The organism is Achromobacter spanius (assembly GCF_029637605.1).
Lineage (GTDB): Bacteria > Pseudomonadota > Gammaproteobacteria > Burkholderiales > Burkholderiaceae_B > Achromobacter > Achromobacter spanius_E.
The window spans coordinates 6,403,120-6,426,029 of record NZ_CP121261.1 but is presented as its reverse complement, the minus strand read 5'-3'; the positions used below and the strand labels follow the sequence as shown (position 1 = coordinate 6,426,029).

Annotated in this window: 22 protein-coding genes; 5 read left to right on the top strand and 17 right to left on the bottom strand. The window is 65.2% G+C overall.

What is annotated here, in order from left to right:
- Positions 1–27 precede the first annotated feature (27 nt).
- From P8T11_RS28925 to P8T11_RS28890, 8 genes are all read right to left on the bottom strand, one after another.
- Positions 28–1,011, bottom strand: coding sequence for an ABC transporter ATP-binding protein (locus P8T11_RS28925; RefSeq protein WP_268078924.1), 984 nt, complete (start codon positions 1,009–1,011; stop codon positions 28–30).
- A complete protein-coding gene (locus P8T11_RS28920) occupies positions 1,001–2,026 on the bottom strand; it encodes an ABC transporter ATP-binding protein (RefSeq protein WP_268078925.1) in 1,026 nt (341 codons plus the stop codon). Before P8T11_RS28920 ends, P8T11_RS28925 begins: the two co-directional genes overlap by 11 nt.
- A complete protein-coding gene (locus P8T11_RS28915) occupies positions 2,023–3,522 on the bottom strand; it encodes an amidohydrolase family protein (protein WP_268082479.1) in 1,500 nt (499 codons plus the stop codon). Before P8T11_RS28915 ends, P8T11_RS28920 begins: the two co-directional genes overlap by 4 nt.
- A complete protein-coding gene (locus tag P8T11_RS28910; RefSeq protein ID WP_268078926.1) occupies positions 3,522–4,715 on the bottom strand; it encodes an amidohydrolase family protein in 1,194 nt (397 codons plus the stop codon). The genes P8T11_RS28915 and P8T11_RS28910 overlap by 1 nt, the downstream gene beginning before the upstream one ends.
- A gap of 26 nt (positions 4,716–4,741) precedes the next feature.
- The gene (locus tag P8T11_RS28905) at positions 4,742–5,683 is read right to left on the bottom strand and encodes an ABC transporter permease (protein ID WP_268078927.1); all 942 of its coding nucleotides are present in this window, start codon (positions 5,681–5,683) and stop codon (positions 4,742–4,744) included.
- Positions 5,673–6,665, bottom strand: coding sequence for an ABC transporter permease (locus P8T11_RS28900; protein WP_050445919.1), 993 nt, complete (start codon positions 6,663–6,665; stop codon positions 5,673–5,675). The genes P8T11_RS28905 and P8T11_RS28900 overlap by 11 nt, the downstream gene beginning before the upstream one ends.
- A gap of 75 nt (positions 6,666–6,740) precedes the next feature.
- A complete protein-coding gene (locus tag P8T11_RS28895) occupies positions 6,741–8,318 on the bottom strand; it encodes an ABC transporter substrate-binding protein (RefSeq protein ID WP_268078928.1) in 1,578 nt (525 codons plus the stop codon).
- Positions 8,319–8,428: 110 nt separating this feature from the next.
- Positions 8,429–9,157, bottom strand: coding sequence for an aspartate/glutamate racemase family protein (locus P8T11_RS28890; protein ID WP_278072159.1), 729 nt, complete (start codon positions 9,155–9,157; stop codon positions 8,429–8,431).
- A gap of 257 nt (positions 9,158–9,414) precedes the next feature.
- Here P8T11_RS28890 and P8T11_RS28885 point away from each other — a divergent pair, with 257 nt between their 5' ends.
- Entirely contained in the window at positions 9,415–10,134 is a 720-nt protein-coding gene (locus P8T11_RS28885) for a GntR family transcriptional regulator (RefSeq protein WP_268078930.1), read from the top strand.
- 100 nt (positions 10,135–10,234) lie between these two features.
- Here P8T11_RS28885 and P8T11_RS28880 read toward each other — a convergent pair whose 3' ends face one another.
- Positions 10,235–10,525, bottom strand: a complete 291-nt coding sequence (locus P8T11_RS28880) for a DUF3579 domain-containing protein (protein WP_100857029.1) — start codon at positions 10,523–10,525, stop codon at positions 10,235–10,237.
- A 188-nt stretch (positions 10,526–10,713) separates the two neighbouring features.
- On the opposite strand from P8T11_RS28880, the gene P8T11_RS28875 reads away from it, so the two are divergent.
- Both P8T11_RS28875 and argF read left to right on the top strand, forming a co-directional pair.
- On the top strand, positions 10,714–11,937 hold the full coding sequence (locus P8T11_RS28875) for an aspartate aminotransferase family protein (protein WP_268078931.1): 1,224 nt from the start codon (positions 10,714–10,716) through the stop codon (positions 11,935–11,937).
- 14 nt (positions 11,938–11,951) lie between these two features.
- Entirely contained in the window at positions 11,952–12,890 is a 939-nt protein-coding gene (argF, locus tag P8T11_RS28870) for an ornithine carbamoyltransferase (RefSeq protein WP_268078932.1), read from the top strand.
- 278 nt (positions 12,891–13,168) lie between these two features.
- Here argF and P8T11_RS28865 read toward each other — a convergent pair whose 3' ends face one another.
- From P8T11_RS28865 to P8T11_RS28845, 5 genes are all read right to left on the bottom strand, one after another.
- Positions 13,169–13,306, bottom strand: a complete 138-nt coding sequence (locus P8T11_RS28865; protein WP_268078933.1) for a hypothetical protein — start codon at positions 13,304–13,306, stop codon at positions 13,169–13,171.
- Positions 13,307–13,337: 31 nt separating this feature from the next.
- Positions 13,338–13,901: a DUF4286 family protein gene (locus P8T11_RS28860; RefSeq protein WP_268082480.1), complete on the bottom strand. Its 564-nt coding sequence runs from the start codon at positions 13,899–13,901 to the stop codon at positions 13,338–13,340.
- A 21-nt stretch (positions 13,902–13,922) separates the two neighbouring features.
- A complete protein-coding gene (locus tag P8T11_RS28855) occupies positions 13,923–14,453 on the bottom strand; it encodes a carboxymuconolactone decarboxylase family protein (protein ID WP_268078934.1) in 531 nt (176 codons plus the stop codon).
- A gap of 2 nt (positions 14,454–14,455) precedes the next feature.
- Positions 14,456–15,409: a Bug family tripartite tricarboxylate transporter substrate binding protein gene (locus tag P8T11_RS28850; protein WP_268078935.1), complete on the bottom strand. Its 954-nt coding sequence runs from the start codon at positions 15,407–15,409 to the stop codon at positions 14,456–14,458.
- 78 nt (positions 15,410–15,487) lie between these two features.
- Entirely contained in the window at positions 15,488–16,393 is a 906-nt protein-coding gene (locus tag P8T11_RS28845) for an amidohydrolase family protein (protein ID WP_418910346.1), read from the bottom strand.
- Between the two features lie 69 nt (positions 16,394–16,462).
- Between P8T11_RS28845 and P8T11_RS28840 the strand changes: the two genes are divergently transcribed.
- Both P8T11_RS28840 and argG read left to right on the top strand, forming a co-directional pair.
- A complete protein-coding gene (locus P8T11_RS28840; RefSeq protein WP_268078936.1) occupies positions 16,463–17,371 on the top strand; it encodes a LysR substrate-binding domain-containing protein in 909 nt (302 codons plus the stop codon).
- Between the two features lie 265 nt (positions 17,372–17,636).
- Positions 17,637–18,977, top strand: coding sequence for an argininosuccinate synthase (gene argG, locus P8T11_RS28835; protein WP_046805493.1), 1,341 nt, complete (start codon positions 17,637–17,639; stop codon positions 18,975–18,977).
- Between the two features lie 103 nt (positions 18,978–19,080).
- On the opposite strand, the gene P8T11_RS28830 is transcribed toward argG, so the two are convergent.
- From P8T11_RS28830 to P8T11_RS28820, 3 genes are all read right to left on the bottom strand, one after another.
- Positions 19,081–21,009: a potassium transporter Kup gene (locus P8T11_RS28830; RefSeq protein ID WP_277549588.1), complete on the bottom strand. Its 1,929-nt coding sequence runs from the start codon at positions 21,007–21,009 to the stop codon at positions 19,081–19,083.
- Positions 21,006–22,121, bottom strand: a complete 1,116-nt coding sequence (locus tag P8T11_RS28825; protein ID WP_259251588.1) for a sensor histidine kinase — start codon at positions 22,119–22,121, stop codon at positions 21,006–21,008. The genes P8T11_RS28830 and P8T11_RS28825 overlap by 4 nt, the downstream gene beginning before the upstream one ends.
- Positions 22,122–22,187: 66 nt before the next feature.
- Positions 22,188–22,859, bottom strand: a complete 672-nt coding sequence (locus P8T11_RS28820) for a response regulator transcription factor (RefSeq protein ID WP_006218435.1) — start codon at positions 22,857–22,859, stop codon at positions 22,188–22,190.
- Between the last annotated feature and the right edge of the window lie 51 nt (positions 22,860–22,910).

Genomic DNA, 22,910 nt, shown 5'->3' with positions numbered 1-22,910 from the left:
TGGCCTGGCGCCACCCGATGCCCGTCCCTAGGCCGCCACCGCCCGTTCCCATCGCACCGCGTGGCAGCGCAGTTGGCGCCCCGCCACCCGGCTGACCTCGGGCACCTCCACCCGGCATTCATCCCTGGCCTCGGGACAACGCGGGTGAAACGTACACCCCGAAGGCGGCTGGATCGGGTTGGGCACTTCGCCGCCCATGGGCTCGCGGTCGCGCCGGGGGTCTTCCAGGTCGGGAATCGTATCCAGCAGCATGCGCGTGTACGGATGCTGGGGGGATTCAAATAACTGATCCGCCGCGGCCTGTTCCACGATCCTGCCCAGATACATCACCGCCACGCTGTCGGACACGTGACGCACCACCGACAGGTTGTGGCTGATGAACACATACGTCAGCCCGAATTCCTTTTGCAGATCACCCATCAGGTTCAGGATCTGCGCCTGCACCGACACGTCCAACGCGGACGTTGGCTCGTCGCAGACGAGGAATTCCGCCTCGGTCGCCAGCGCGCGCGCGATGGAAATCCGTTGCCGCTGTCCGCCCGAGAACTCATGCGGAAAACGGCCCGCGTCGCTGGCGGACAGGCCCACCAGTTCCAGCAATTCATCCACGCGGCGGCGCGTATCCGCCGGCGTTTGCCGCAAGCCCAGCGTGATGATGGGCTCGGCCACGATGTTGCCGACGCGCCAGCGTGGGTTCAGGCTGGCATAGAGATCCTGGAAGATCATTTGCGGATGCAGTACGCCGCCCAACCGGTTGCGGCCATATTCCAGCTTGCCGCGCGTGGGCGCGACCAGGCCCACCAACAGCTTGGCCAGCGTGGATTTACCGCAGCCGGATTCGCCCACGATGCTCAAGGTGGTGCCTCTCGGCACCGCCAGGGACACCCCATCCACCGCCTTCAGCGTTTGCTCGGGTTGGCGCGACAGCGTGCGTTCCAGCCAGGGCGGCGACACATCGAACCAGCAGGCCAGGTCGTCGGCCCGCAGCAGCACATCGTCGTTACGCGGCATGAGCCACTCCTTCCTGATGCAGCCAGCAAGCGCTGACAGTGGCGCCCGAGGGCGATGCCGCCAAGGGCGGGCGAGTCTGGGCGCAGCGCGGCCCCGCCTGCGCGCAACGCGGGTGGAACGCACAACCAGTGGGCATGGCGTGCAGGCGCGGCATGGCGCCGTCGATCTGGTTCAAGCGGGCCGCGCGGTGGCGCAGGCCGGGGATGGCATTCATCAAGCCCTGCGTGTACGGGTGGCCCGGGCGGCGCAGCACGTCCAGCACCGGGCCGATCTCTACAATGCGGCCCGCGTACATCACCGCCACGCGATCCGCGGTTTCGGCAATCACCCCCATGTCGTGCGTGACCAGCAGCACGGCCGTGCCCTGCTCGCGGCACAGCCGGCGCAGCAGCGCGGTGATCTGCGCCTGCACCGACACATCCAGCGCGGTGGTGGGTTCGTCAGCGATGATCAGCGCGGGGCGCGCCGCCAAGGCCAGCGCGATGACCACCCGTTGCCGCATGCCGCCGGAAAACTGATGCGGATAGTGGTCTATGCGCTTGTCGGCCGCAGGTATGCCCACGGCCTGCAAGAGTTCAAGCGCGCGGGCACGGGCGGCCGTGGCGGAGCCCTTGTCGTGGTGGCGAATGGTTTCAACCAACTGGTCGCCCACGGTGAACAGCGGGTGCAGGCTGGTCAGCGGGTCCTGGAAAATCGCGCCAATCTCTTTGCCGCGCAAACGCTGGCGCGCCTTGGCCGGCAGGTTGTCGATGCGCTTGCCGGCCAGATGGATTTCACCCGCGCCCAAGCGGCCGGGCGGCTCCAGCAGGCCAATCACCGCCATGCCGGTCAGGGACTTGCCCGCGCCGGACTCGCCCACCATGCCCAGGATTTCACCGGGCTGGATATCGAAGCTGATGTCGCGCGTGGCCACCAGCGTGCCGTGGCGTGTGGGAAATTCAACCGACAGGCCACGCACCGACAAGGTCGGAACGGCGGCGGGCGGCGGCGCGGTGTTGGGTACGACTGCCATCATGACGGGCTCCTTGCGGGACGCGGATAGCTGGAAGAAAAAATCTGTTCGACCGGGGGATGCCCCCAGGTGCGGTCGGGGTAGCGCGCCACCAGGCCGTCGAACTGCGACTGCGCCTGCTCTTGCGCCAGGCGGGCGTCAAAGCCGGGGATGCGGCCATCCACCATGACGAAGCGCCCGTCGATGATGACCTGGGACACATCACGGCCGCTGCCGCTGATCATCAGGGTCTGGATCGGGTCGATCATCTGGCCATTGCGATCGTGCGAAAAATCAAAGACGACGATATCGGCCTTGGCGCCCACGGCCAGGCGGCCCAGGTCCGGGCGGCCCAGCGCATCGGCGCCGCCGACCGTGGCCGCGTCGTAATAGTCTTCGGCGCGCACCGCCTCGGTGGCCCCTTCCGCCACCCGGCACAGCATCATGCCCACCTGCATGTTCTGCACCATGTCGGGCGGCCAGGTGTCGGTGCCCATGCCGATGTTGACGCCCAGCTTGCGATAGCTTGCGAACGACGCAAGCGCCGCGCCATGGCGCGCGGACACCAGCGGGCAATGCACGATGCTGGCGCCCGCGTCGCGGATGATTTCAAGATCGCGGCCCGGGCGCGAAATATGGCGTGAGCCGGATACATACGTGCCGTGCGGCAGCAAGGCACGTGGCGATAGAAAGCCCAGGCTTTGCAACCATTCCGGCGGGCTCATGCCGTGCTGCTCCAGCACCAGGTCGTATTCCAGGCGTGACTGGCAGCAGTGCAGCCGGATCGGGAGTTCGCGTTCGCGCGCGGCGGCGGCCGATGCACGCAGCAGGTCCGGCGTACAGGTTTCGACGCGGTCGGGCGCCAGCATCGCGCGGATGCGGCCGTTATAGCGGCCAAGATATCGGTCATCGATCTCGTCGCAAAACGCCAGCGCCTCGGCCAGCCCGGCCATGCCGCGCGCTTCGTCGTAATGGCAGCGGATCTTGCCCTCGACATCCACATAGGTGTGCCCGCTGCGGTAGGCCGGCCCCAGGTAGACACGCAGGCCCAGTTCCCCCGCCGCGTTGGCGGCCGACAGGAACTCGTCGCGGGTTTCGCCCCAGACCCGGTAGAACAGCGAGGCGATGGGCAAGGCCGTGGTGATGCCGTTGCGGATCAACTGCGCGAAGGCATAGCGCTTCTGGAACGCCAGTTCGGCGGCCGAGACCATCTCGTACGGCCCCTGCTTCATATAGGTCTCGGGCCAGATACGGCCCTTTTGCCAAGCGGGGGAATTGTCGAAACCCAGGATGGTCGTGTCCAGGTCCGACAAGGCGTCCAGGTCCACGAAGCCGGGCCCGATCACCGCGCGGCCGTAGTCATGGCGGCGCGCGACGGCCCCGGGATAGTGGTGGCCCACATACACGATGCGATCGCCTTCAAAGACGAGCTCGCCGTTTTCGTACAGGCAGTGCCGCCCGTTTTCGTGGCCCACCACCCAGCGGGCGGTAAGCAGGATGGGGCCTTCGGCGGCGCGCATCACGGCGCGCTCACCAAGGCGTGCCCATCGCGCGCTACGACGCGGCCACGCTTGACGACCAGCTTGCGCAGCGGCCGCGCCACAATGGCTTCGGCCACGGTTTCGGCGTCCACCAGCACGAAGTCGGCGTGGCAGCCCGGCGCCAGGCCGTAGTCGGCCAGCTTCATCACACGCGCATTGCCGTAGGTGGCCACGTCCAGCGCCATCGCCAGTTCGTCGTCACGGCGGAAGTTGTTGCGCAGGCCCACCAGCATCGTGCGTTCCAGCATGTCCGGCTTGCCGTAGGGCCCCCAGGTATCGCGCATGCCGTCGTTGCCGGTACAGACGGTGACGCCGGCCGCGCGCAGCCGCGCCACGTTGGGCACGGGACGCGACGCCGAACCCGTCGTCATGATGTGTATGCCCGCTTGCAAGAGCCCATCCGTCAGCGCCTGAACCGCCTGCGTGTCGGGCATGCCCAGACAGAACGAGTGCGACAGGGTGACCTTGCCCTGCATGCCCAGCGCCAGCACGCGGTCGATGGTCATCTGCATCGAAAACGCGCCCAGCTCGCCCGATTCGTGCAGGTGGATGTCGATGGGCTTGCCGTGCTTGTCGGCCAGGGCAAAGATGGCGTCCAGATGGCCCTTGGGATCGCGGTCCATGCCTGCCGGGTCCAGCCCGCCCACCACCTCCGCCCCCATGCGCAGGGCTTCGTCCATGAGTTCCAGCGTGCCCGGCCGGATCAACAGGCCGCTTTGCGGAAACGCCACCAGTTCCACGTCGATCTGGTCGCGGTATTGCTCGCGGGCGCGCATCACGCCTTCAATGGCGGCCAGGCCAATGTCGGTGTCCACGTCCACATGGCTGCGGATGTGGCTGGTGCCATCCGCAATCGACATCACGATCTGGCGCGCCGATTGCCGGTACGGGTCAATGCCCAGGCGTTTTTTTTCGGCGCGTTCGTTCTCGATCTTGTCGATGAGCCTCGGGCCGACATCGTTGCGGTACCAGGGCATGCCGTACATCGTCTTGTCCAGATGCGCGTGGGCGTCAATCAGCCCCGGCAGCATCAGTGCGCCGCCCCCGTCCACCACCGCGGCACCCTCGGGCGCCGCGCCTCCCAGCGCCTGGATGCGGCCATCGCGCACCAGCACCGTGGTGAGCTCCCCACCGGCGGGGCGGACCTGGGTGTACAGCGTTGCGTTTTCCATGCTTGACCTCTATTGAAGATGCGCCTTCAGCGCAGACGGGGGTTGAGCGCATCGCGCAGCCAATCGCCAAGCAGGTTCACCACCAGCACGATCAGGCTTAAATACAACGCGGGGAAAACCACCACCCACCACTGCCCCGAAAAAAGAAACTGGTTGCCCAGGCGGATCAGCGTGCCCAGCGACGGCTCGGTCGGCGGCATGCCCACGCCCAGAAAGCTCAGCGTGGCCTCGATCAACACCGCCAGCCCCAGGTTCAGCGTGGCCGTCACCATCACGGGGGTCAGCGTGTTGGGCAGGATGTGCGTCAGCATGATGCGCAACGGGCTGACCCGGATCAGCCGCGCTGCCTGCACGTATTCCTTGCCGCGTTCCACCAGCGCCGACGCGCGCACCGTGCGGGCGTACTGCACCCAGTTGGTCATGGAGATGGCCAGGATGAGAATCACCGCCGACAGCGTTTCGCGCAGGCCGGGTGGCAGCAATTGGCGGAACACCGCCGTCACCAGAATGGCGACAAGAATCGTGGGAATGCTAAGCAGCGTGTCGCCCACCCGCATCAGCGCGTTGTCGATCCAGCCGCCGAAATAGCCGGCCGCCAGCCCCACCAGCAGCCCGATCGCCAAGGACAGCACCACGGTGGCCAGCCCGATGGCAAGCGACATGCGCGAGCCATACAGAATGGCCGACCATACGTCGCGGCCTTGCGTGTCGGTGCCCAGCAGGAATTGCGGGTCGGCGCCTTCCACCCAGAGCGGCGGCAGTTCGGCGTTCAGCAGGTCCAGTTGCGCCAGGTCGTAGGGGTTCTGCGGCGCGATCCAGGGCGCGAACACCGCCAGCAACACCACGGCCAGGAGCACGATGCCCGCCCCCATCGCCACATAATCATTGCGCAGGCTCCACCACAAGTCGCTTTGCAGAAAGCGGGACATCCGGCTCTGCGTGCCGCCCGAAAAGGGGTTAGTGAGCATTGCCGCCTCCTTTGACGTGCTGGCTGCGCAGGCGGGGGTCAACCACGCCATACATCATGTCCACCAACGTGTTCAGGGTCACGAAGATGAAAGACACGATCACCAGATAGGCGGCCATGACGGGAATGTCCACGAACATGACCGATTGAATGAACAGCAGCCCCATGCCGGGCCACTGGAACACGGTTTCCGTGATGAGCGCGAAGGCGATCAGGTTGCCGATCTGCATGCCCGTGACCGTGATGACGGGCATCAGGCAATTGCGCAGCGCCAGCCGAAAGTGCACTACGCGGTCGGGCAAACCTCGGGCGCGGGCGAACTTGATGAATTCCGTGCGCAGCGTTTCCAGCATCTCGGCCCGCACCAGCCGCATGATCAGCGTGATCTGGAACAGCGCCAGGGTGATGGACGGCAGCACCAGCGCGGCGCGGCCCGACGGCGTCAGCAAGCCGGTGGACCACCAGCCGATCTTTACCGTCTCGCCCCGCCCAAAGCCGGGCAACCAGCCCAACTGCACCGAGAAGACCAGGATCAGCATGATGCCCACCACGAAGCTGGGCAGCGAAATGCCCAGGATGGACACGAACTGCAAGGCCTGCGCCAGGCGCGACTTGCGGTAGATGGCGGTGAGCACGCCCAGCGGCACGCCAATCACGAGCGACAGCAGCGTGGCCATCATCACCAGTTCGAACGTGGCGGGAAAGCGTTCTGCCACCAGTGCGAACACGTCTTGCTGGTTGCGGTACGAAATGCCGAATTCGCCCTGCACCGCGTTGGTGACGAAGTTGACGTACTGCATACCCATCGAGGCGTTCAGCCCCAGGCGCTCGCGCAGTTCGTCGCGCTGCGTCTGCGAGGCTTGCTCATTGAGCATCATGTCGACGGGGTCGCCGACAAAACGGAAGATCACGAAGGCCAGCAACGCCACCGCCAGCATCACGCCAGCCGCGTTGAAGACCCGTCTAACAATGAATGCCAGCATGTGCGGCTCCCAGACCGGATGTCGGACTCTGGAACGCCACGCCCATCGCGGCGCGTGGCGTTCCCCCTGAATGTGCTACTGCATGCGCACGGTCCACAGGCGCGCTTTGTTGTCCGGCATTTGCAGCACGTCGCCCACCTTGTCGCCCACGGCCCAGGCCATGGGCTGCTGGTGCAAGGGCAGGAAGCGCACATCGTCATGCAGGGTCTGCAAGGCGTCGGCCATCATCTGGATGCGCTTGGCGCGGTCCATCTCGGCCGCGGCCGCGTCGATCTTGTCGTCCAGCGCGGCGTCGCCCCACTGCCCCCAGTTGAAAACGCCGGCGGGGCCGGTGCGGCTATGCATCACTTGCAGCAGGATCGACAGCGCATCGATCTGCGGCTCGTTGGCCCAGCCATGGATGGTGATGTCGAACTCGCCGCGCGAGCGCTTGGGGTTCTGCAACGACCGGGGCCCGCTGGCCAGAGAGGCCTTCACGCCGATCCGCGCCCACATCGACGCCGCCGCCTGGCACAGTTCCTCCTCGTTCACGAACATGTCGTTGGAACACAGCAACGACACGGTGAAGCCGTTGGGATAGCCCGCTTCGGCCAGCAGCGCCTTCGCCTTGGTCGCGTCAAACGGCAGGCGCGTTTCCTGCTTGGCCTCGTAACCGGGAATGGACGGCGCAACCAGCGCGCCCGTGGTGCGCGACAGGCCGCGCATCACGCGCTTTTGCAGCAGGTCAGGCGACAGGGCCATGTACAAGGCCTGACGCACGCGTATGTCTTTCAACGGATTCTTGTCGGTGATGTTCGACCCGACGAGCTTGTCGCCCAGGTTGAAGCCGAAGTACAGCGTGCGCAGTTCGGTGGCGGCCAGCACCTTTACATTGGGCGCCGCGCGCAGGCGGTCCAGATCCTGCAAGGGCGCGTTTTCGGTAAAGTTGATGTCACCCGACAGCAGCGCCGCCACGCGCGTCGGCGCGGACGCGATGGGCGTGAATTCAATGCGGTCCAGGTTGTGGCGGGGCTTGTCCCACCAGTCTTTGTTGACGACCAGCACGGTGCGCGTATCGGGCCGGTACGACTCCACCTTGAACGGGCCGGTGCCATTGGCGTGGTGCGTGGCGTAGCCTTCGATGTTCTTGGCGGCATCGGTCGGCTTGGTGCTGTTGTTGTCCACCAGCCACTGGCGGTTGAAGATGAAGATGTTGGTCAGGTCGTTCAGCATCAACGGGTACGGATGCGTCATTTCGATGTCGACGGTGTAGTCGTCCACCTTGCGCACGGCCTTGAAGGCGGGCAGGTTGCCCTTCAGGGGCGAGGCGGCGTCGGACACGCGGGTCATCGAGGCCACGACATCGTCCGCCGTGAACGGCGCGCCGTTGTGGAACTTCACGCCCTGGCGCAGCTTGAAGCGCAGCACGGTGGGCGACGTGGCCTCCCAGGATTCGGCCAGCGCGGGGGTGATGTTGAACTTGTCGTCGTAGCGGATCAGCGCTTCGTATACATGGTTCAAAAACGCCAGATTGAAGGTGCTGCCGTAGGAATACGGGTCCAGCGAATCCAGGTCGCGCGCGGCGCCCCACTTCAGCGTATTGGCGGCCGAAGCCCCGGTGATGGCCGACAGCGCGATCACGGCGCCGGCGGTCCATTTAAGCAACGTCTTCATGGCTGCAACTCTCCCTTGTCTATCGGTTTGTGGTTGTGGTTTGCGGTCTGTGGCTTGCCATCAGCCTTGGCCTGGCGCCACGGGCATCGCGGTGGTGCCAGAACGGCGGATCAGGTCCATGCGCACTGGCGTTGCACCCGGTCCAGCGATGCCAGGGCCAACACCTGCGCCAGCGCGGCGCGGTAGGAATCGATGATCGGCACGGCGGGCCGGCGCGTCAGCACCGGCAGATAACCCGCCAGCGCGGCGCCCGCAACGATGATCACGTCGGCGCCTTGCGCCACGGCGGCGTCCAGCGCCAGGCTGACCTGGGCCGCCGACTCGGGCGTTTGCGACACGTAGTCCAGCGCATTGCCGGGCAAGGCGATGATGGCGGCGCATCGGGCTTCCAGCCCAAGCTGGCGGATCTGTTCACGCAACATGCCCGGCCAGCGCTGGCCGACCGTGACGATGGCGTAGCGGTCACCGCGCTGCATGGCGGCCATGATGGACGCCTCGGCCATGCCGACGACGGGCACGGTCAGGCATTCGCGCACCGCGCCAATCCCGGGTTCGCCAAAACAGGCCAGCAGGCAGGCGTCAAAGGGCGCGTCGGCCTGGGCCACTTCACGCTCCACGGTTTCCAGCACCGCATGGGCGGCCACCGCGGCCTCGACACGGCTGGCGATATAGGGCGGGCCGAACACAGCGGTGACAGCGTGTATGTGCGCAGCGCCGCCAAGAAAGCTGTCTGCTTGCGCGGCAAGGCGGTCTGTCAGGCTGGACGTGGTGTTGCCGTTGACCACCAGCAGGCGGTACGGCGAGAAGGCGGGCCGGTCCAGGGATACGGCGTCGGGCATGGCTGGCATTAAACAAACCTCGGCAAGTTTGTATACGAAACGTGAAACTTGAACAACTTTTAACTGGCCATTTTGTATAAATGTTTGTATACGATTTATGCCGACAATGTACCCGCATCATGCCAGGCTTCAAGCTATCGCTAACCCTTATCGGCGTTGTAATATGCTTGCCTACGCCCCGCGCAGCGAGGTGCCGCAGCTTCCGTGGCCCCTAAGCATTACAAAAAAACGCGCGAGCCCAGGAGCCAAGGAAGAAGATGAAAACTCTCGCGCCACCGGCCAACGAGCCCCCGAAGAAAGACGTAAATCGCAGCGAAATCGTATACATAAACTTGCGCCGCGCCATCATCGAACAGGCCTTGCTGCCCGGCGACAAGCTGCCCGAAGACATCATCGGTGAACGCTTCGGCGTCAGCCGCACCATCGTCCGCGGTGTGTTGACGCGCTTGTTCAGTGAAGGCCTGGTAGACCTGCGCCCCAATCGCGGCGCGGCGGTGGCGCGCCCCAGCCTGGAAGAAGCACACGACATCTTCGAGGCGCGCCGCTGCCTGGAACGCGACGTTGCGCGGCGGCTGGTGCAGCACATCACCGAAGCCGGACTGACGCGCCTGGCCCGGCATGTCGAGGAAGAGGAAACGGCCCGAAAACGCAACAGCACGAATGAATCCATCCGGCTGTCGGGCGAATTCCACATCCTGATGGCCGAACTATCGGGCAACGCGGTTTATGCCCGCTACGTGAACGAAATCGTGTCGCGCTGCTCGCTGATCCTGGCGCTTTACGGGCGGCCGCATTCCAGCGAATGCGCGGTCAGCGAACATATGGAAATTGTGGAAGGCCTGCGCGCGCGTGACGAAAAGCACGTGCTGCATCTGCTTGAACACCACCTGGAATCCGTCACTGCGCGGGCGTTGCTAAGCACCGACGGTTCGGGCGTGCGCGATATCCGCAAGATCCTGGATCGCTACGGCACGTGAGCACGGATGCGCGGCGTAGCCTCAAGCCCGCCCGATGGGCGTGCCGCTTTCCCCACGAATGAGAAAAGCGCCCGGTGGGGGCGCTTTTTCGTTCTGGGGCTTAGATTTCGCGTTCTTCCGTCTTGAGGTTGTTGTCACGAGCGAAATCCACCACGAACTTGTACGCCAACGGTTCCAGGTCGCGCAAACGCAAGTCGACCACGATTCCGCGCACGCCGTCGATGACGACGGGCAGCACATAAGGCGAATAAGTGAGGTGGTTACCGGCACAGCCGGCGGGCCGGAACTGAGCCATTACGCCAGCGAGCCGCTCCGCCCAATCGCTGGGGCGGAATCGGCTACCGCTTTCGGTAACGCCATGAATTACGAATTGTCTGACGCTAGTTGCCATGAGTTCTTCACTACAGCGCGCCTTTCACGAAAGCCGGATCTTCGGCGTGATCAAACATGCGCCCTGCGCCGCGAATTGTATATGATTGATCCTTTGCTCTCTTCCAAAAGCCGATCCCGCCCCGCTTTCGCCTGGGGATACATCGAATCAAGGACCGGCTTTTTGGTCATCCCCCAGGAGGATCCGCAATGACCTCGCCTCTGGCCAATATCTACGCTCGCCTGCCGGTTGCGTTTTCGCACGGCCAGGGCGTATGGCTGTGGGATGCAAATGGGCGCAAATACCTGGACGCACTGGCCGGCATTGGCGTTTCCTGCCTGGGCCACGCGCATCCGAAGCTGGTGGCCGCCATCAGCGAGCAAGCCGCGCGCGTCATCCACACGTCCAACATCTACGAAATTCCCCTGCAAGAGGCGCTGGCCGCCCGCTTGACGGCCCTGTCCGGCATGCGGGAAGTGGCGTTCTGCAATAGCGGATCGGAAGCGAACGAAGCCGCCATCAAGCTGGCGCGCTATTACGCCTACCAGCGCGGCAACAGGCACGCCCACATCATCACCATGGACTCGTCCTGGCATGGCCGCACGCTGGCCACGCTGGCGGCCACGGGCAGCGAGAAGGCGCGCAAGGGCTTCGAACCGCTGCCCACCGGTTTCATTCAGGTGCCCTACAACGACCTGGCCGCCGTGCGCGCGGCCGGCGACGCCGAACCAAGCACCACGGCGGTGCTGCTGGAAGTGCTGCAGGGCGAAGGCGGCATCCGCCCGTCCGACATCACGTACCTGCAAGCCCTGCGCCAACTTTGCACCGAACGCGGCTGGCTGCTGATGATCGACGAAGTGCAATCCGGCATCGGGCGCACCGGTAAATGGTTCGCGCACCAATGGGCCGATATCAAGCCCGACGTCATGACGCTGGCCAAGGGCCTGGCGGGCGGCGTGCCCATCGGCGCGATGCTGGCGGCCGGCCCCGCGGCGGGCGTCTTCACGCCGGGCAGCCACGGCACCACCTTCGGCGGCGGGCCCTTGGTGTGCGCGGCCGGCCTGGCCGTGCTGAACACGCTGGAAACCGACAAGCTGCTGGACAACGCCCACACCGTGGGCAGCTATTTGCAGAACGCGCTTGCCAGCGCCCTGGCGGGCACCGCCGGCGTGACCGAGGTGCGTGGCCGTGGCCTGATGCTGGGCATTGAACTGGCGCGTCCCTGCGGCGTGCTGGCGCTGCGCGCGATGGAAGCTGGCCTGCTCATCAACGTCACCCGCGACCGCGTCGTGCGCCTGCTGCCCCCGCTGATCCTGAACAAGCAAGAGGCGGACCAGATCGTCGCCACCCTGGTCCCGCTCATCCAACACTTTCTGGCCGAACATTCATCATCCCTGTCCCGACCCGGCCATGAGCCGGGCCGGGCTCAATGACCTGCGACAACACCATGACTCCTCCCACGACTCAAAACGGCCCGTTGCGGCATTTTCTTCAGTTCAAGGACTTCTCGCCCGCGGAAATCGCCTACGTGCTGGACCGCGCTCGCATCATCAAGGAAAAGTTCAAGCGCTACGAACCCCACATGCCGCTGCACGATCGCACCCTGGCGATGGTGTTCGAAAAAGCCAGCACCCGGACCCGCGTCTCGTTCGAAGCGGGCATGTACCAAATGGGTGGGTCGGTCATCAACCTGACCTCGAATGACTCGCAACTGGGCCGCTCTGAACCCATCGAAGACACGGCGCGCGTCATCTCGCGCATGGTCGACATCGTCATGATCCGCACGTTCGAGCAGACCCGCATCGAGCGCTTCGCGTCGCACTCGCGCGTGCCCGTCATCAACGGCCTGACCAACGAATTCCACCCCTGCCAGATCCTGGCCGACATCTTCACCTACATCGAACATCGCGGCCCCATTGCGGGCAAGACGGTGGCCTGGGTGGGCGACGCCAACAACATGGCGTACACCTGGCTGCACGCGGCCGAGATGCTGGGCTTTACGTTGCATGTGTCCACGCCCGCCGGCTACGAACTTGAAGCGTCCCGCATCGGCACGCCTTCCGACAAGGTGCTGCGCCAGTTCAAGGACCCCATGGAGGCCTGCCAGGGCGCGCACCTGGTCACGACCGACGTCTGGACCAGCATGGGCTACGAAGCCGAAAACGACGAGCGCCGCGCCGCGTTTGCCGACTGGTGCGTGGACGCCGAAATGATGGCCACCGCCGACCCCCAAGCCGTCTTCATGCACTGCCTGCCGGCCCACCGTGGCGAAGAAGTCACCGGTGAAGTCATCGACGGCCCGCAAAGCGTGGTCTGGGACGAAGCCGAAAACCGCCTGCACGTGCAAAAAGCACTGATGGAATTCCTGCTACTCGGCCAAGTGTGACCCGCGCGGCGGTTCACGCCTTGCATGGGTGAACCGCGCACCGATGACCCGTTGGATGGGTGAACCGCGCACCGGTGACCGTAGGATGGGTGAAGCGCGCACCGGTAGCGGCCACAGAGCCACCCCCGATCGCGCGCAACCCATCATCCAGCGCAAATAACCGCCCCTATGGACGTCAAGCGCTTGGCGTCAGGCAGCGACAAATCGGCGATCCACGTGTTCGCTCAAGCCCTCGAGATACTGCTTCGCCGCGGCCGCCACGATCACCACGCGGGCCCCTAACCTTGACCCAGCACTTCGATGGTGGCGCCGTTGCCCACCAGTACGTTGACACGCGTGGGCGCATCGGCCAGCGCCGGCGACACCGCGGCGAACGCGCAGGTGATCGTCAGGCCGTTCAACAGTCGCTTCATCATCATGTCTCCTTGCCGGCACCACGACGGGCCCTTACAGGATTTTCTTGAACATCGTGCGGCGCGTATTGCGAAACGATGGCCGCACGCGGCTGCTCCAGTCCGTGGCGCGCACGGCCAGCCACGGCGGGCTGCCGAAGGTTTCGCGGGTGTGCAGGTCGTAGCAGGCCAGGTAACGCGGCGATTCATCTCGGCATTCGTAGCGCATCGCGCGCACCGTGCCCGGCACCGACGCCAGGCCGGGCAAATGTTCCTGGTCGTACCAGGCGTTCAAGTCCGCCTCGGCCTCGGGCAGCACATCGGTTTCAACGATGTAGTGCCACGGCGCGTCCTGGCCGGCGGAAGCGCCGGCCAAGTCCAGGGTCTGATGCAACACACGCGCCCGGGCGCCTGGAAAGTGCTCGGCCAGGCGCGCCTGGAGTTCCGGCAGCGCGGCCACCGGGCCATGCAAATACACGTAGGTATCTTCTTCTTCCAGCGCGGCGAACGCATTGACGCGCACGCCGTCCAGGCCCGTGGTCAAACGCCGGGCCATGTCGGCCGCGCGCGTGTTGTCAAAGCGTTCACCGAACGACACCAGCAATACCTCTTGCTGCATTTCCTGCACAGTCTTCTCCTTTCAATGCCCGACGCGCAACGCCACCAGAAAGCGCGACACCATGTTGTACGCGCCCACCGTAGCCGCCAGCTCGACCAATTGCGCGTCATCGTAGCGGGCGCGCACGGGCGCGAATACCGCGTCAGGCACCTCAATGTCGCGCGTCATGGCGTCGGTCAGCGCCAGCACGTCGGCCTCGCCGGGCGCCAGCCCCTGCACGTCGCCAGGCGCCGGGTTGGCGCGCAAGGCGTCGATCACTTCCTGCGGCATGCCGCCCGCCAAGGCATGCGGCACATGCGCGTCAAACTCGTACGGCGCATTGTTCAAGGTGGCCACGCGCAAAATGATCAGTTCGCGCAGGCGCGGTGACAACGACGTCTTCTGGCGGATCGCGGTCAGCATGGCTTCCCAGCCTTCCACCACGGCGGGGCTGTTCAGCAACACCTGGTACAGCGGCGATATCCGGCCACGGGCGGCGCTGATGCGCGCCTCCAGCGTGGCCAATTCCGGGCGCGTGCCCGGCTCTACGGGCGCAACTCGGCTGGCGCTCATGCTTACTCCGGACGGATGTTCTTGCGCTGGATCAGCGCGGTCCACTTGGCGCGGTCGGACGCGATCAGGTCGGCCAGTTCCTGCGGCGAACTGGGCGCCGCTTGTGCACCGAATTTCTCCAGCTTGCTGCGCACCGCTTCATTGCCCAGCGCCGCGCGCACGGCCTGGTTCAGCTTGTCGACGGTGGCGGCCGGCGTGGACGCAGGCGCCACGATGCCATACCAGTTGTTGGATTCCACGCCGGCAATGCCTTGCTCGGCCAATGTCTTCACGTCGGGCAGCAGCGGATGGCGGGTCGGCGCCGCAATGCCCAGCGGCTTCAGCTTGCCGCCCTGGATATGGCCGATCAGGCCCGGCACGTCGCCGAAGAAGCCGGCCACCTGGTTACCCATCACGTCGTTGATGACGGGCGCCGCGCCCTTGTACGGCACGTGCAGCACGTTGGCCTTGCTGGCGTCTTCGAACATTTCCAAAGTCAGGTGCGGAATGCTGCCGATGCCCGACGAGCCGATCGCCACCGATTGCGACGCCGCCTGCGAGCGCTTGACGAAGTCCGCCGCGTCCGTCGCCGGGTTGGACGGATTCACCACGAACACCGTGGCGTTGTTCACCACCCGCGAGACCGGGGCGAAGTCACGCGCCGGATCGTAGGGCATGTCTTTGTACAGCGCCGGGCTGATCGCCACCGCGCCCACGCTGGTCAGGAACAGGACCGAGCCATCGCCCGGCGCCTTGGCCACATAGGCCGCGGCAATGTTGCCGTTGGCGCCCGCCTTGTTTTCGACGATGACCTGCTGCTTGAGCTCTTTGCCCAACTGCTCGGCCAGCACGCGTCCCACCAGGTCCACCGGCCCGCCGGGCGGGAACGCGACGATCAGGCGGACGGGGCCGTCGGCATGCGCCGCACCAAAGACGGCAAAACTCAGCGCGGCGGCCGAAAGTACTTTCTTGAACATGATGTCTCCTCGTTGAATCGAATTTTTATGGCTCGAAATCTTTATTGCCCGCCAAGCTACCGCGCAGCCGCCTGGCGTTTACACGAATCCGTACAGTCTTGCCGGGTTGTCCACCAGCACCCGCTGGCGCAATCCGGCATCCGGGCACGCTTCAAAGAACGTGTCCACCAGTTCGCCATCGTCGGGCATGTCGCCCGCCACGTTGGGATGCGGCCAGTCCGTGCCCCACAGGCTGCGGTCCGGCATGGCCTGGGTCAGCGCGCGCAAAAACGGGATGCCCTCGGCAAACGGGCGCCTGCCCGACGCGATACGGTCAATGCCCGACACCTTGACCCAGGCCTGCGGGACATCGGCCAAGCTAAGCAAGGCCCGCATCGCCGGGGAGTCCAGCCCGTCGGTCGCCTTCAAGCGCCCCATGTGGTCCACGACAAATGGCACTGGCAGCGCCAGCAAGCGCGGCAACAGCTCGGGCAACATTGCCCCGTCCACGTGCAGGCACAGATGCCAGCCCAGCGGCGCGATCAAGGCGACCACGTGATCAAACACGGCCGGGTCCGGCGCGCCGCCCAGATGCGGCACGAAGTTGAAACGCGCGGCGCGCACGCCGCCTTCATGCAAAAGCTTGACGCTGGCCGCCGTGGCGTCCGCCCCCAGCAAGGCCACGCCGCGATAGCGCCCGCCGCTTTGCGCCAGCGCATCCAGCAAGGCGCCGTGGTCCGAGCCATGGCAGTTGGCCTGCACCACCACCGCGCGCTCGATGCCCAGATGCGCATGCAACGCGGCCATGGCCGAGTACGGCGCATCAGGCGGCGTGTACGACCGGCCCTCGGCATACGGGAACACGTCGGCTGGCCCGAACACATGGCAATGCGCATCGCAGGCGCCCGGCGGCAAGGCATGGCGAGGGCGGGACGGCGAGGCAAGCGGAGGACGGCAATCGAGCACAGTGGGTTCCTGCTGGAAAAACGGCTGGTAGAACGCCATCGTCGCGGATTGCCGTGCGACAAACAATGCTATATCTTTGATTTCAGATATAGAACAATCAAATATCCCATGGATCTCAAGCAGATCGAGTACTTCGTCAGGGTGGCGGAACGGCGCAGCTTCTCGCGCGCCGCTGAAATGATGGACGTCGCCCAACCCACCTTGAGCCGCCAGGTGCGCCTGCTGGAGCTGGAGCTTGGCCAGCACCTGCTCTACCGCAACGGCCGTGGCGCCGAACCCACCGAAGCCGGCTTGCGATTCCTGGAGCATGCGCGCGCCCTGCTGACCCTGGCCGAGCGCGCCAAGGAAGACCTGCAAACGCTGCGCGCCACGCCTGCCGGCAAGGTCGTTGTCGGCTTGCCCCCGCGTATTGCCCGCGTGCTGACGCCGCCGCTTGTGCAGGCGTTTCGCCGCGGCTTCCCCGAGGCCTCGATTGCGGTCGCCGAAGGCCTTAGCGCCCAGGTGCGCGAATGGCTGCTGGCCGGCCGGGTCGATCTGGCGCTGCTGTATGACCCCGCACCCTCGCCCCAGCTTGCCTACGAATCGCTGTTCCGCGAAGACCTGGTGCTGGCCGCCGCCGCCGGCCACCAGCCGCCGCTGCCCGCGCGCGTGACCGTGGCGCAGTTGGGCGACTATCCCCTGGTGCTGCCCAGCCTGCCCAATGCCATCCGCACCCTGGTCGAAAGCGTGTGCCGCGCGCAAGGCGTGCGCCTGAAGGTGGCCGCCGAGGTGGACGCCGTGCAGACCATCGTGGAACTGGCCGCGCAGGGCGACGCCTACGCCATTCTTCCGCGCTCGGCCGCGCGCGGCCCGGCCGCCGAGCATGCCCTGGCGCTCTGCGACATCGGCTCACCCACCATCACCAACAATCTTGTGCTGGCCAGCGCCCGCCATCGGCCCGCCACGCGTCTGGCAACGGCCACCGGGCAGTTGATCCGGCAACTGAAATTGTCCGAGCTGTTCGCGCCGAAGACCTGAGCACCCGCCCGGGGCTGCCCGCCCGGGGCTGCCCGCCCGGAGCTGCCCGCCCGGAGCTGCCCGCCCGTGACTGCCCGCCAGGCGCTGCCCCGCCCGGGGCCTGCAGCTCGGGCCGCCCGCCTCTCGGCGCGGCGCGATACCCCCTGCTCGCCCGCATCTGGCCGCCCCAGGCAAAAGAGTTAAAATGCCCGCACCCTTTCTTGTTTGGCGGCTTGCTGCTGTCAAAGCCTTTTGTCAAAGTCCTGTTGGCGTCTCACCTCAAACAATGACCACTATCCTCCCGAACCTTCCTACCGGCCAGAAGGTCGGCATCGCCTTTTCCGGCGGTCTCGACACCAGCGCAGCCCTGCTGTGGATGCGCAACAACGGCGCCATTCCCTACGCCTACACGGCCAACCTGGGTCAGCCCGACGAGTCCGACTACGACGAAATCCCCCGCAAGGCCCTGGCCTACGGTGCTGAAAATGCCCGCCTGATCGACTGCCGCGCGCAGTTGGTGGCTGAAGGCATTGCCGCCCTGCAATCGGGCGCCTTCCATATCTCGACCGCCGGCATCACCTACTTCAACACGACGCCCATCGGCCGTGCCGTCACCGGCACGATGCTGGTGGCCGCCATGAAGGAAGACGACGTCAATATCTGGGGCGACGGCAGCACGTTCAAGGGCAACGACATCGAGCGCTTCTACCGCTACGGCCTGTTGACCAACCCGGACCTGAAGATCTACAAGCCCTGGCTCGACCAGCGCTTCATCGACGAACTGGGCGGCCGTTCGGAAATGTCCGAATACATGCGCCAAGCCGGCTTCGACTACAAGATGTCGGCCGAAAAAGCCTATTCGACCGATTCCAACCTGCTGGGCGCCACCCACGAAGCCAAAGACCTGGAACAACTGAATTCCGGCATCCGCATCGTCAAGCCCATCATGGGCGTGGCGTTCTGGCGCGACGACGTGGCCGTGAAGGCTGAAGAAGTCACGGTGCGCTTCGAAGAAGGCCAGCCGGTCGCCCTGAACGGCGTGGAATACAGCGACCCGGTTGAACTGCTGCTGGAAGCCAACCGCATCGGCGGCCGTCACGGCCTGGGCATGAGCGACCAGATCGAAAACCGCATCATCGAGGCCAAGAGCCGCGGCATTTACGAAGCCCCGGGCCTGGCGCTGCTGTTCATCGCCTACGAACGCCTGGTCACCGGCATCCACAACGAAGACACCATCGAGCAGTACCGCGAAAACGGCCGCAAGCTGGGCCGCCTGCTGTACCAGGGCCGCTGGTTCGATCCGCAAGCCATCATGCTGCGCGAAACCGCCCAGCGCTGGGTGGCCCGCGCCATCACCGGCGAGGTCACCATCGAACTGCGTCGCGGCAATGATTATTCGCTGCTGAACACAGAATCGGCCAACCTGACGTACGCGCCGGAACGCCTGTCGATGGAAAAGGTTGAAAACGCCCCGTTCACGCCGGCCGACCGTATCGGCCAACTCACCATGCGCAACCTCGACATCGTCGACACCCGCGAAAAGCTCTTCACCTACGTGAAGACCGGTTTGCTGGCGTCCAGCGGTACGTCGCTGCCGCAACTGAAAGACGCGGCCAAGAAGAAGTAATTCTTCAGCCCCAACAAAAAACCCCTCGATGCATGTCATCGAGGGGTTTTTTATTGCGCCGGCATCGCCACGGAAGCCAGCGGGCTTGAATCTGATAGGCCCGCTACAGCTCTACCTGCATGCCCATTTCCACCACGCGGTTGGCGGGAATCTTGAAAAACTTCGTGCTGCGCGTCGAGTTCCGGGCCATGAAGGAAAACACGGCGCGCCTCCATCGCCAGAGCGCGGGCTTGCGAGCGGCCACCACCGTTTGACGCGACAGGAAATACGACGTCCGCATGGGCTCCAGATCCAGTTCGAGGTAAGCCTCCGCCACCAGACGCAGCGCCTCGGGCACGTCCGGGTCTTCCTTAAAGCCGTAATTCACGGTCGCCGTCCAGCTCGACGATGACAGCTTGTTCACCACGAAACGCTCTTCGGGCGAGATGTACGGCACGTCGGCCACCAGGATCGTCAGGAACAGCACGTGGTCGTGCAGCACCTTGTTGTGCTTCAGGTTGTGCAGCAGCGCCGGTGGCACGTTGCCGGAATTCATCGTCATGAAGATCGCAGTGCCTGGCACCCGCGATGGCGGGTATTGCTCCAGTTGCTCCATGAATTCCTTCAGCGGCTGCCGATCGCGTTGCTGCATGTCCGACAGCAGGCGGCGCCCACGGCGCCACGTCATCATCAGCGTGAACACCACAATGGCCACCAGCAGCGGCAGCCAGCCGCCTTCATGGATCTTGAACACGTTGGCCGAAAACAGCAGCACGTCGAACAGCAACAAGAAGCCCAGCACGCCAAACCACGCCATGCGCTTGATGCCCGTCGTACCGCGCGGCAGCACGGCAAAGGCCAGCACCGACGTCGTCAGCATCGTGCCCGTTACCGCGAACCCATAGGCCGCGGCCAGGTTGTCGGAATTGCGGAACAGCAGCACCAGCACCAGCACCGCGCACAGCAGCAGCGCGTTGACCTGCGGCAGATAGATCTGACCCTTCTCCACGGCGGACGTATGCAGGATCTGCATGCGCGGCCAAAAGCCCAGTTGCACCGCCTGGCGCGTGACGGAATACGCACCCGAAATCACCGCTTGCGACGCCACGATGGTGGCGATGGTGGCCAGCGCCACCAAGGGCACCAGGCCCCAGTCCGGCGCCATCAGGAAGAACGGGTTGCGGATCGCCTCGGGGTTGCGCAGCAACAGCGCGCCCTGGCCGAAATAACACAGCGTCAAGGCCGGCAGCACCATGCTGAACCAGGCGCCGCGAATGGCGGGGCGACCGAAGTGGCCCATGTCGGCGTACAGCGCCTCGGCGCCGGTCAAGGCCAGCACGACGGCGCCCAGCAGCACGAAACTGATCAGCGGAAATTCGACGACAAAGCGCAGGCCCCACATGGGGTTCAAGGCCGCCAGCACTTCCGGGGTCTGCCAGATTTGCCAGCCGCCCAAGGCGGCCAACGTGCCGAACCACACCAGCATCACCGGACCGAACAGCTTACCCATCAGGCCCGTCCCATGCGACTGGATGGCGAACAGCACCACCAGCACCACCAACGCAATCGGCACCACCCAGTGATCCAGCGTGTGCGACACAATGCCGATGCCCTCCAGCGCGGACAGCACCGAAATGGCGGGCGTGATCATGCTGTCGCCGTAGAACAGCGCTGCGCCGAAAATCCCCAGCACGATCAGCACCCAGCGCAGTTTGCCTTCGCGTGCCCGCACCGCCAATTCCAGCAATGCCAGCGTGCCGCCTTCGCCTCGGTTGTCGGCGCGCAGCACCAGCGTGACGTACTTCAGGGACACCACCAACATCAGCATCCAGAACAGGATGGACAGCACGCCCAGCAAATGCGCGGGTTCCAGGTCGGTGTGCACGCTCAGGCCAGTCAGGCAGGCACGAAGCGTATACAAGGGGCTGGTGCCGATGTCGCCATACACCACGCCCAAAGCCCCCAGGATCAGCGCCGCGCGCGACGACGGCGCATGCACACCGCCCGCGTGGGCGCCAGTCGGGGAAGGGACATCAGCCGAGGCTTGGCTCATGATCGGAGTTCTTGACGGGTAAGTTGTGCCCCTTTGCGGGGACCGGGAAACACGACGGACAGCCGTGTTCCAGAGAAGTCGGGGCGGCTGGTCAACTTCCACCAGGCGCCGTGGGCGTGGGCTATCTCGCGCACGATGGCCAGCCCCAGGCCCGATCCGCCGGCGGTGGCGGTGGGCGACCGGTAAAAGGCTTCGAACACGCGGTCGCGTTCCTCGGGCGGAATACCGGGGCCATCGTCCTCGACCGTCAACGACGGTGGGTTGGCACCCACGATCAGCGTGATGCGGCCGGTTTCGTTGCCGTAGCGCAAGGCGTTGTCGATCAGGTTGCTGAGCAGCTCGGCCAACAGCAGGGGGTCGGCATCGATCCAGATCGGGGCGTCCGGGGCCACCAGATCCAGTTCATAGCGCGCTTCGCGCACGCGTGGAAACCACTCGGCGCCATGCACGCGCACCCATTCGCACAGGTCGATGCGCACAAAGCTGTCTTGCGGCCGGGCATTGGGGTCGGCACGCGCCAGCACCAGCAATTGCTGGCCCAGGCGGATCATCCGGTCGCTCACGGCCTTGATGCGTTCGGCGCGCGCCCGCACATCGTCGGGTAGCGGGCGGGCCAGCATCAGTTCGGATTCCAGCCTCAGGCCGGACAAGGGGGTACGCAGTTGGTGCGCGGCATGGCCGATGAAGCGGCGCTGCGCCGCCAGCGAGGCGTCCAGGCGCAGCAGCATGTCGTTGGTGTGCGTGACCAGGGGTTCAATCTCGACCGGCACCCCCGCCACTTCCAAAGGCTGCATGTCGTCGATGGAGCGCTGCCGGATTTCCTCGGACAAATGGTTCACCGAGCGCAGCCCGGAACGCACGCCCTGCACCACCACCCACGTAAACAGCGCAATCAGCGCAATCTGCCCCACTACCATCAGCCAGAAGAAGTCTTCGAGCATCCAGAGCGACATGTCGATCTTGTGCGTGATCACCCATGTTGCCGCCAGGTCCAGCAGGACAAGCAGCAGAATCGGCGGCATCAACCGAATGACCAGATGCCGGGCAAGCGAGCGGGAAGGGAGCAAGGGGCGAGTGGGCGTAGGAGCAGAAGGAGTGCGTTCGTGCGTCATGACGCGATACCCTCGCTTGGGTGGATGGAGGGGCGCAGCCGCAACCTGCCGGCGGCGCCAGGCCCGTCAGGCCGTTTCCACATCCAGCATGTAGCCGAAGCCGCGCACCGTCTGAATGCTGGCGCCGGTGCCTTCCAAACGCTTGCGCAGGCGGTAGACATAGACTTCGACCGCGTTTTCGCTGAAATCAGCATCCCAGGCGGACAAGGAGTTCACGATCTGGCGCTTGGTGACGACGCGGCCCACGCGGGCCATCAGCATTTCCAGCACGGAAAGCTCGCGCACCGACAGGGACAGGCGTTGGCCATTGGCACGCACTTCGCGGCCGACCGTATCGAACACGAGCGGACCGACTTCGATCAGAGGTTGGGCCTGGCCTGCGCGCCGCCGGCCAAAGGCACGCACGCGCGCCGCCAGCTCGGGCAGTTCAAAAGGCTTGGTGACGTAATCGTCGGCACCGGCATCCAGGCCAGCGACGCGGTCTTCAATGCCGTCGCGCGCGGTGAGGATCAGTACGGGGACTTGATTGCCGTCTTGGCGCAACTGCCGCAACACATCAAGCCCGCTCATGCCGGGCAAATTTAGGTCGAGCAGCATGAGGTCGTAAGGCTGGCCAGCCAAGGCGCCCAGCACTCGGTCGCCTTCGGTCAGCCAGTCGACCGCATAACCCTGGTCGGCCAGGAATTCCTGGAGCGCATGGCCCAGGGTGGTGTCGTCTTCGATTACCAGAACTCGCATGCCGCGATTCTAGCGCGATCCGAAAAAAAAGGGGCGCGAAATGCGCCCCTT

Excerpts from the sequence above, each read along its gene's own strand:
- P8T11_RS28925 (WP_268078924.1), bottom strand. The coding sequence starts at position 1,011 with ATGCCGCGTAACGACGATGTGCTGCTGCGGGCCGACGACCTGGCCTGC.
- P8T11_RS28875 (WP_268078931.1), top strand. The coding sequence starts at position 10,714 with ATGACCTCGCCTCTGGCCAATATCTACGCTCGCCTGCCGGTTGCGTTT.
- P8T11_RS28910 (WP_268078926.1), bottom strand. The coding sequence starts at position 4,715 with ATGGAAAACGCAACGCTGTACACCCAGGTCCGCCCCGCCGGTGGGGAG.
- P8T11_RS28890 (WP_278072159.1), bottom strand. The coding sequence starts at position 9,157 with ATGCCCGACGCCGTATCCCTGGACCGGCCCGCCTTCTCGCCGTACCGC.
- P8T11_RS28860 (WP_268082480.1), bottom strand. The coding sequence starts at position 13,901 with ATGCAGCAAGAGGTATTGCTGGTGTCGTTCGGTGAACGCTTTGACAAC.
- P8T11_RS28895 (WP_268078928.1), bottom strand. The coding sequence starts at position 8,318 with ATGAAGACGTTGCTTAAATGGACCGCCGGCGCCGTGATCGCGCTGTCG.
- argF (WP_268078932.1), top strand. The coding sequence starts at position 11,952 with ATGACTCCTCCCACGACTCAAAACGGCCCGTTGCGGCATTTTCTTCAG.
- P8T11_RS28855 (WP_268078934.1), bottom strand. The coding sequence starts at position 14,453 with ATGAGCGCCAGCCGAGTTGCGCCCGTAGAGCCGGGCACGCGCCCGGAA.
- P8T11_RS28905 (WP_268078927.1), bottom strand. The coding sequence starts at position 5,683 with ATGCTCACTAACCCCTTTTCGGGCGGCACGCAGAGCCGGATGTCCCGC.
- P8T11_RS28880 (WP_100857029.1), bottom strand. The coding sequence starts at position 10,525 with ATGGCAACTAGCGTCAGACAATTCGTAATTCATGGCGTTACCGAAAGC.
- argG (WP_046805493.1), top strand. The coding sequence starts at position 17,637 with ATGACCACTATCCTCCCGAACCTTCCTACCGGCCAGAAGGTCGGCATC.
- P8T11_RS28850 (WP_268078935.1), bottom strand. The coding sequence starts at position 15,409 with ATGTTCAAGAAAGTACTTTCGGCCGCCGCGCTGAGTTTTGCCGTCTTT.
- P8T11_RS28900 (WP_050445919.1), bottom strand. The coding sequence starts at position 6,665 with ATGCTGGCATTCATTGTTAGACGGGTCTTCAACGCGGCTGGCGTGATG.
- P8T11_RS28845 (WP_418910346.1), bottom strand. The coding sequence starts at position 16,393 with ATGGCGTTCTACCAGCCGTTTTTCCAGCAGGAACCCACTGTGCTCGAT.
- P8T11_RS28820 (WP_006218435.1), bottom strand. The coding sequence starts at position 22,859 with ATGCGAGTTCTGGTAATCGAAGACGACACCACCCTGGGCCATGCGCTC.
- P8T11_RS28830 (WP_277549588.1), bottom strand. The coding sequence starts at position 21,009 with ATGAGCCAAGCCTCGGCTGATGTCCCTTCCCCGACTGGCGCCCACGCG.
- P8T11_RS28825 (WP_259251588.1), bottom strand. The coding sequence starts at position 22,121 with ATGACGCACGAACGCACTCCTTCTGCTCCTACGCCCACTCGCCCCTTG.
- P8T11_RS28885 (WP_268078930.1), top strand. The coding sequence starts at position 9,415 with ATGAAAACTCTCGCGCCACCGGCCAACGAGCCCCCGAAGAAAGACGTA.
- P8T11_RS28865 (WP_268078933.1), bottom strand. The coding sequence starts at position 13,306 with ATGATGAAGCGACTGTTGAACGGCCTGACGATCACCTGCGCGTTCGCC.
- P8T11_RS28840 (WP_268078936.1), top strand. The coding sequence starts at position 16,463 with ATGGATCTCAAGCAGATCGAGTACTTCGTCAGGGTGGCGGAACGGCGC.
- P8T11_RS28915 (WP_268082479.1), bottom strand. The coding sequence starts at position 3,522 with ATGCGCGCCGCCGAAGGCCCCATCCTGCTTACCGCCCGCTGGGTGGTG.
- P8T11_RS28920 (WP_268078925.1), bottom strand. The coding sequence starts at position 2,026 with ATGATGGCAGTCGTACCCAACACCGCGCCGCCGCCCGCCGCCGTTCCG.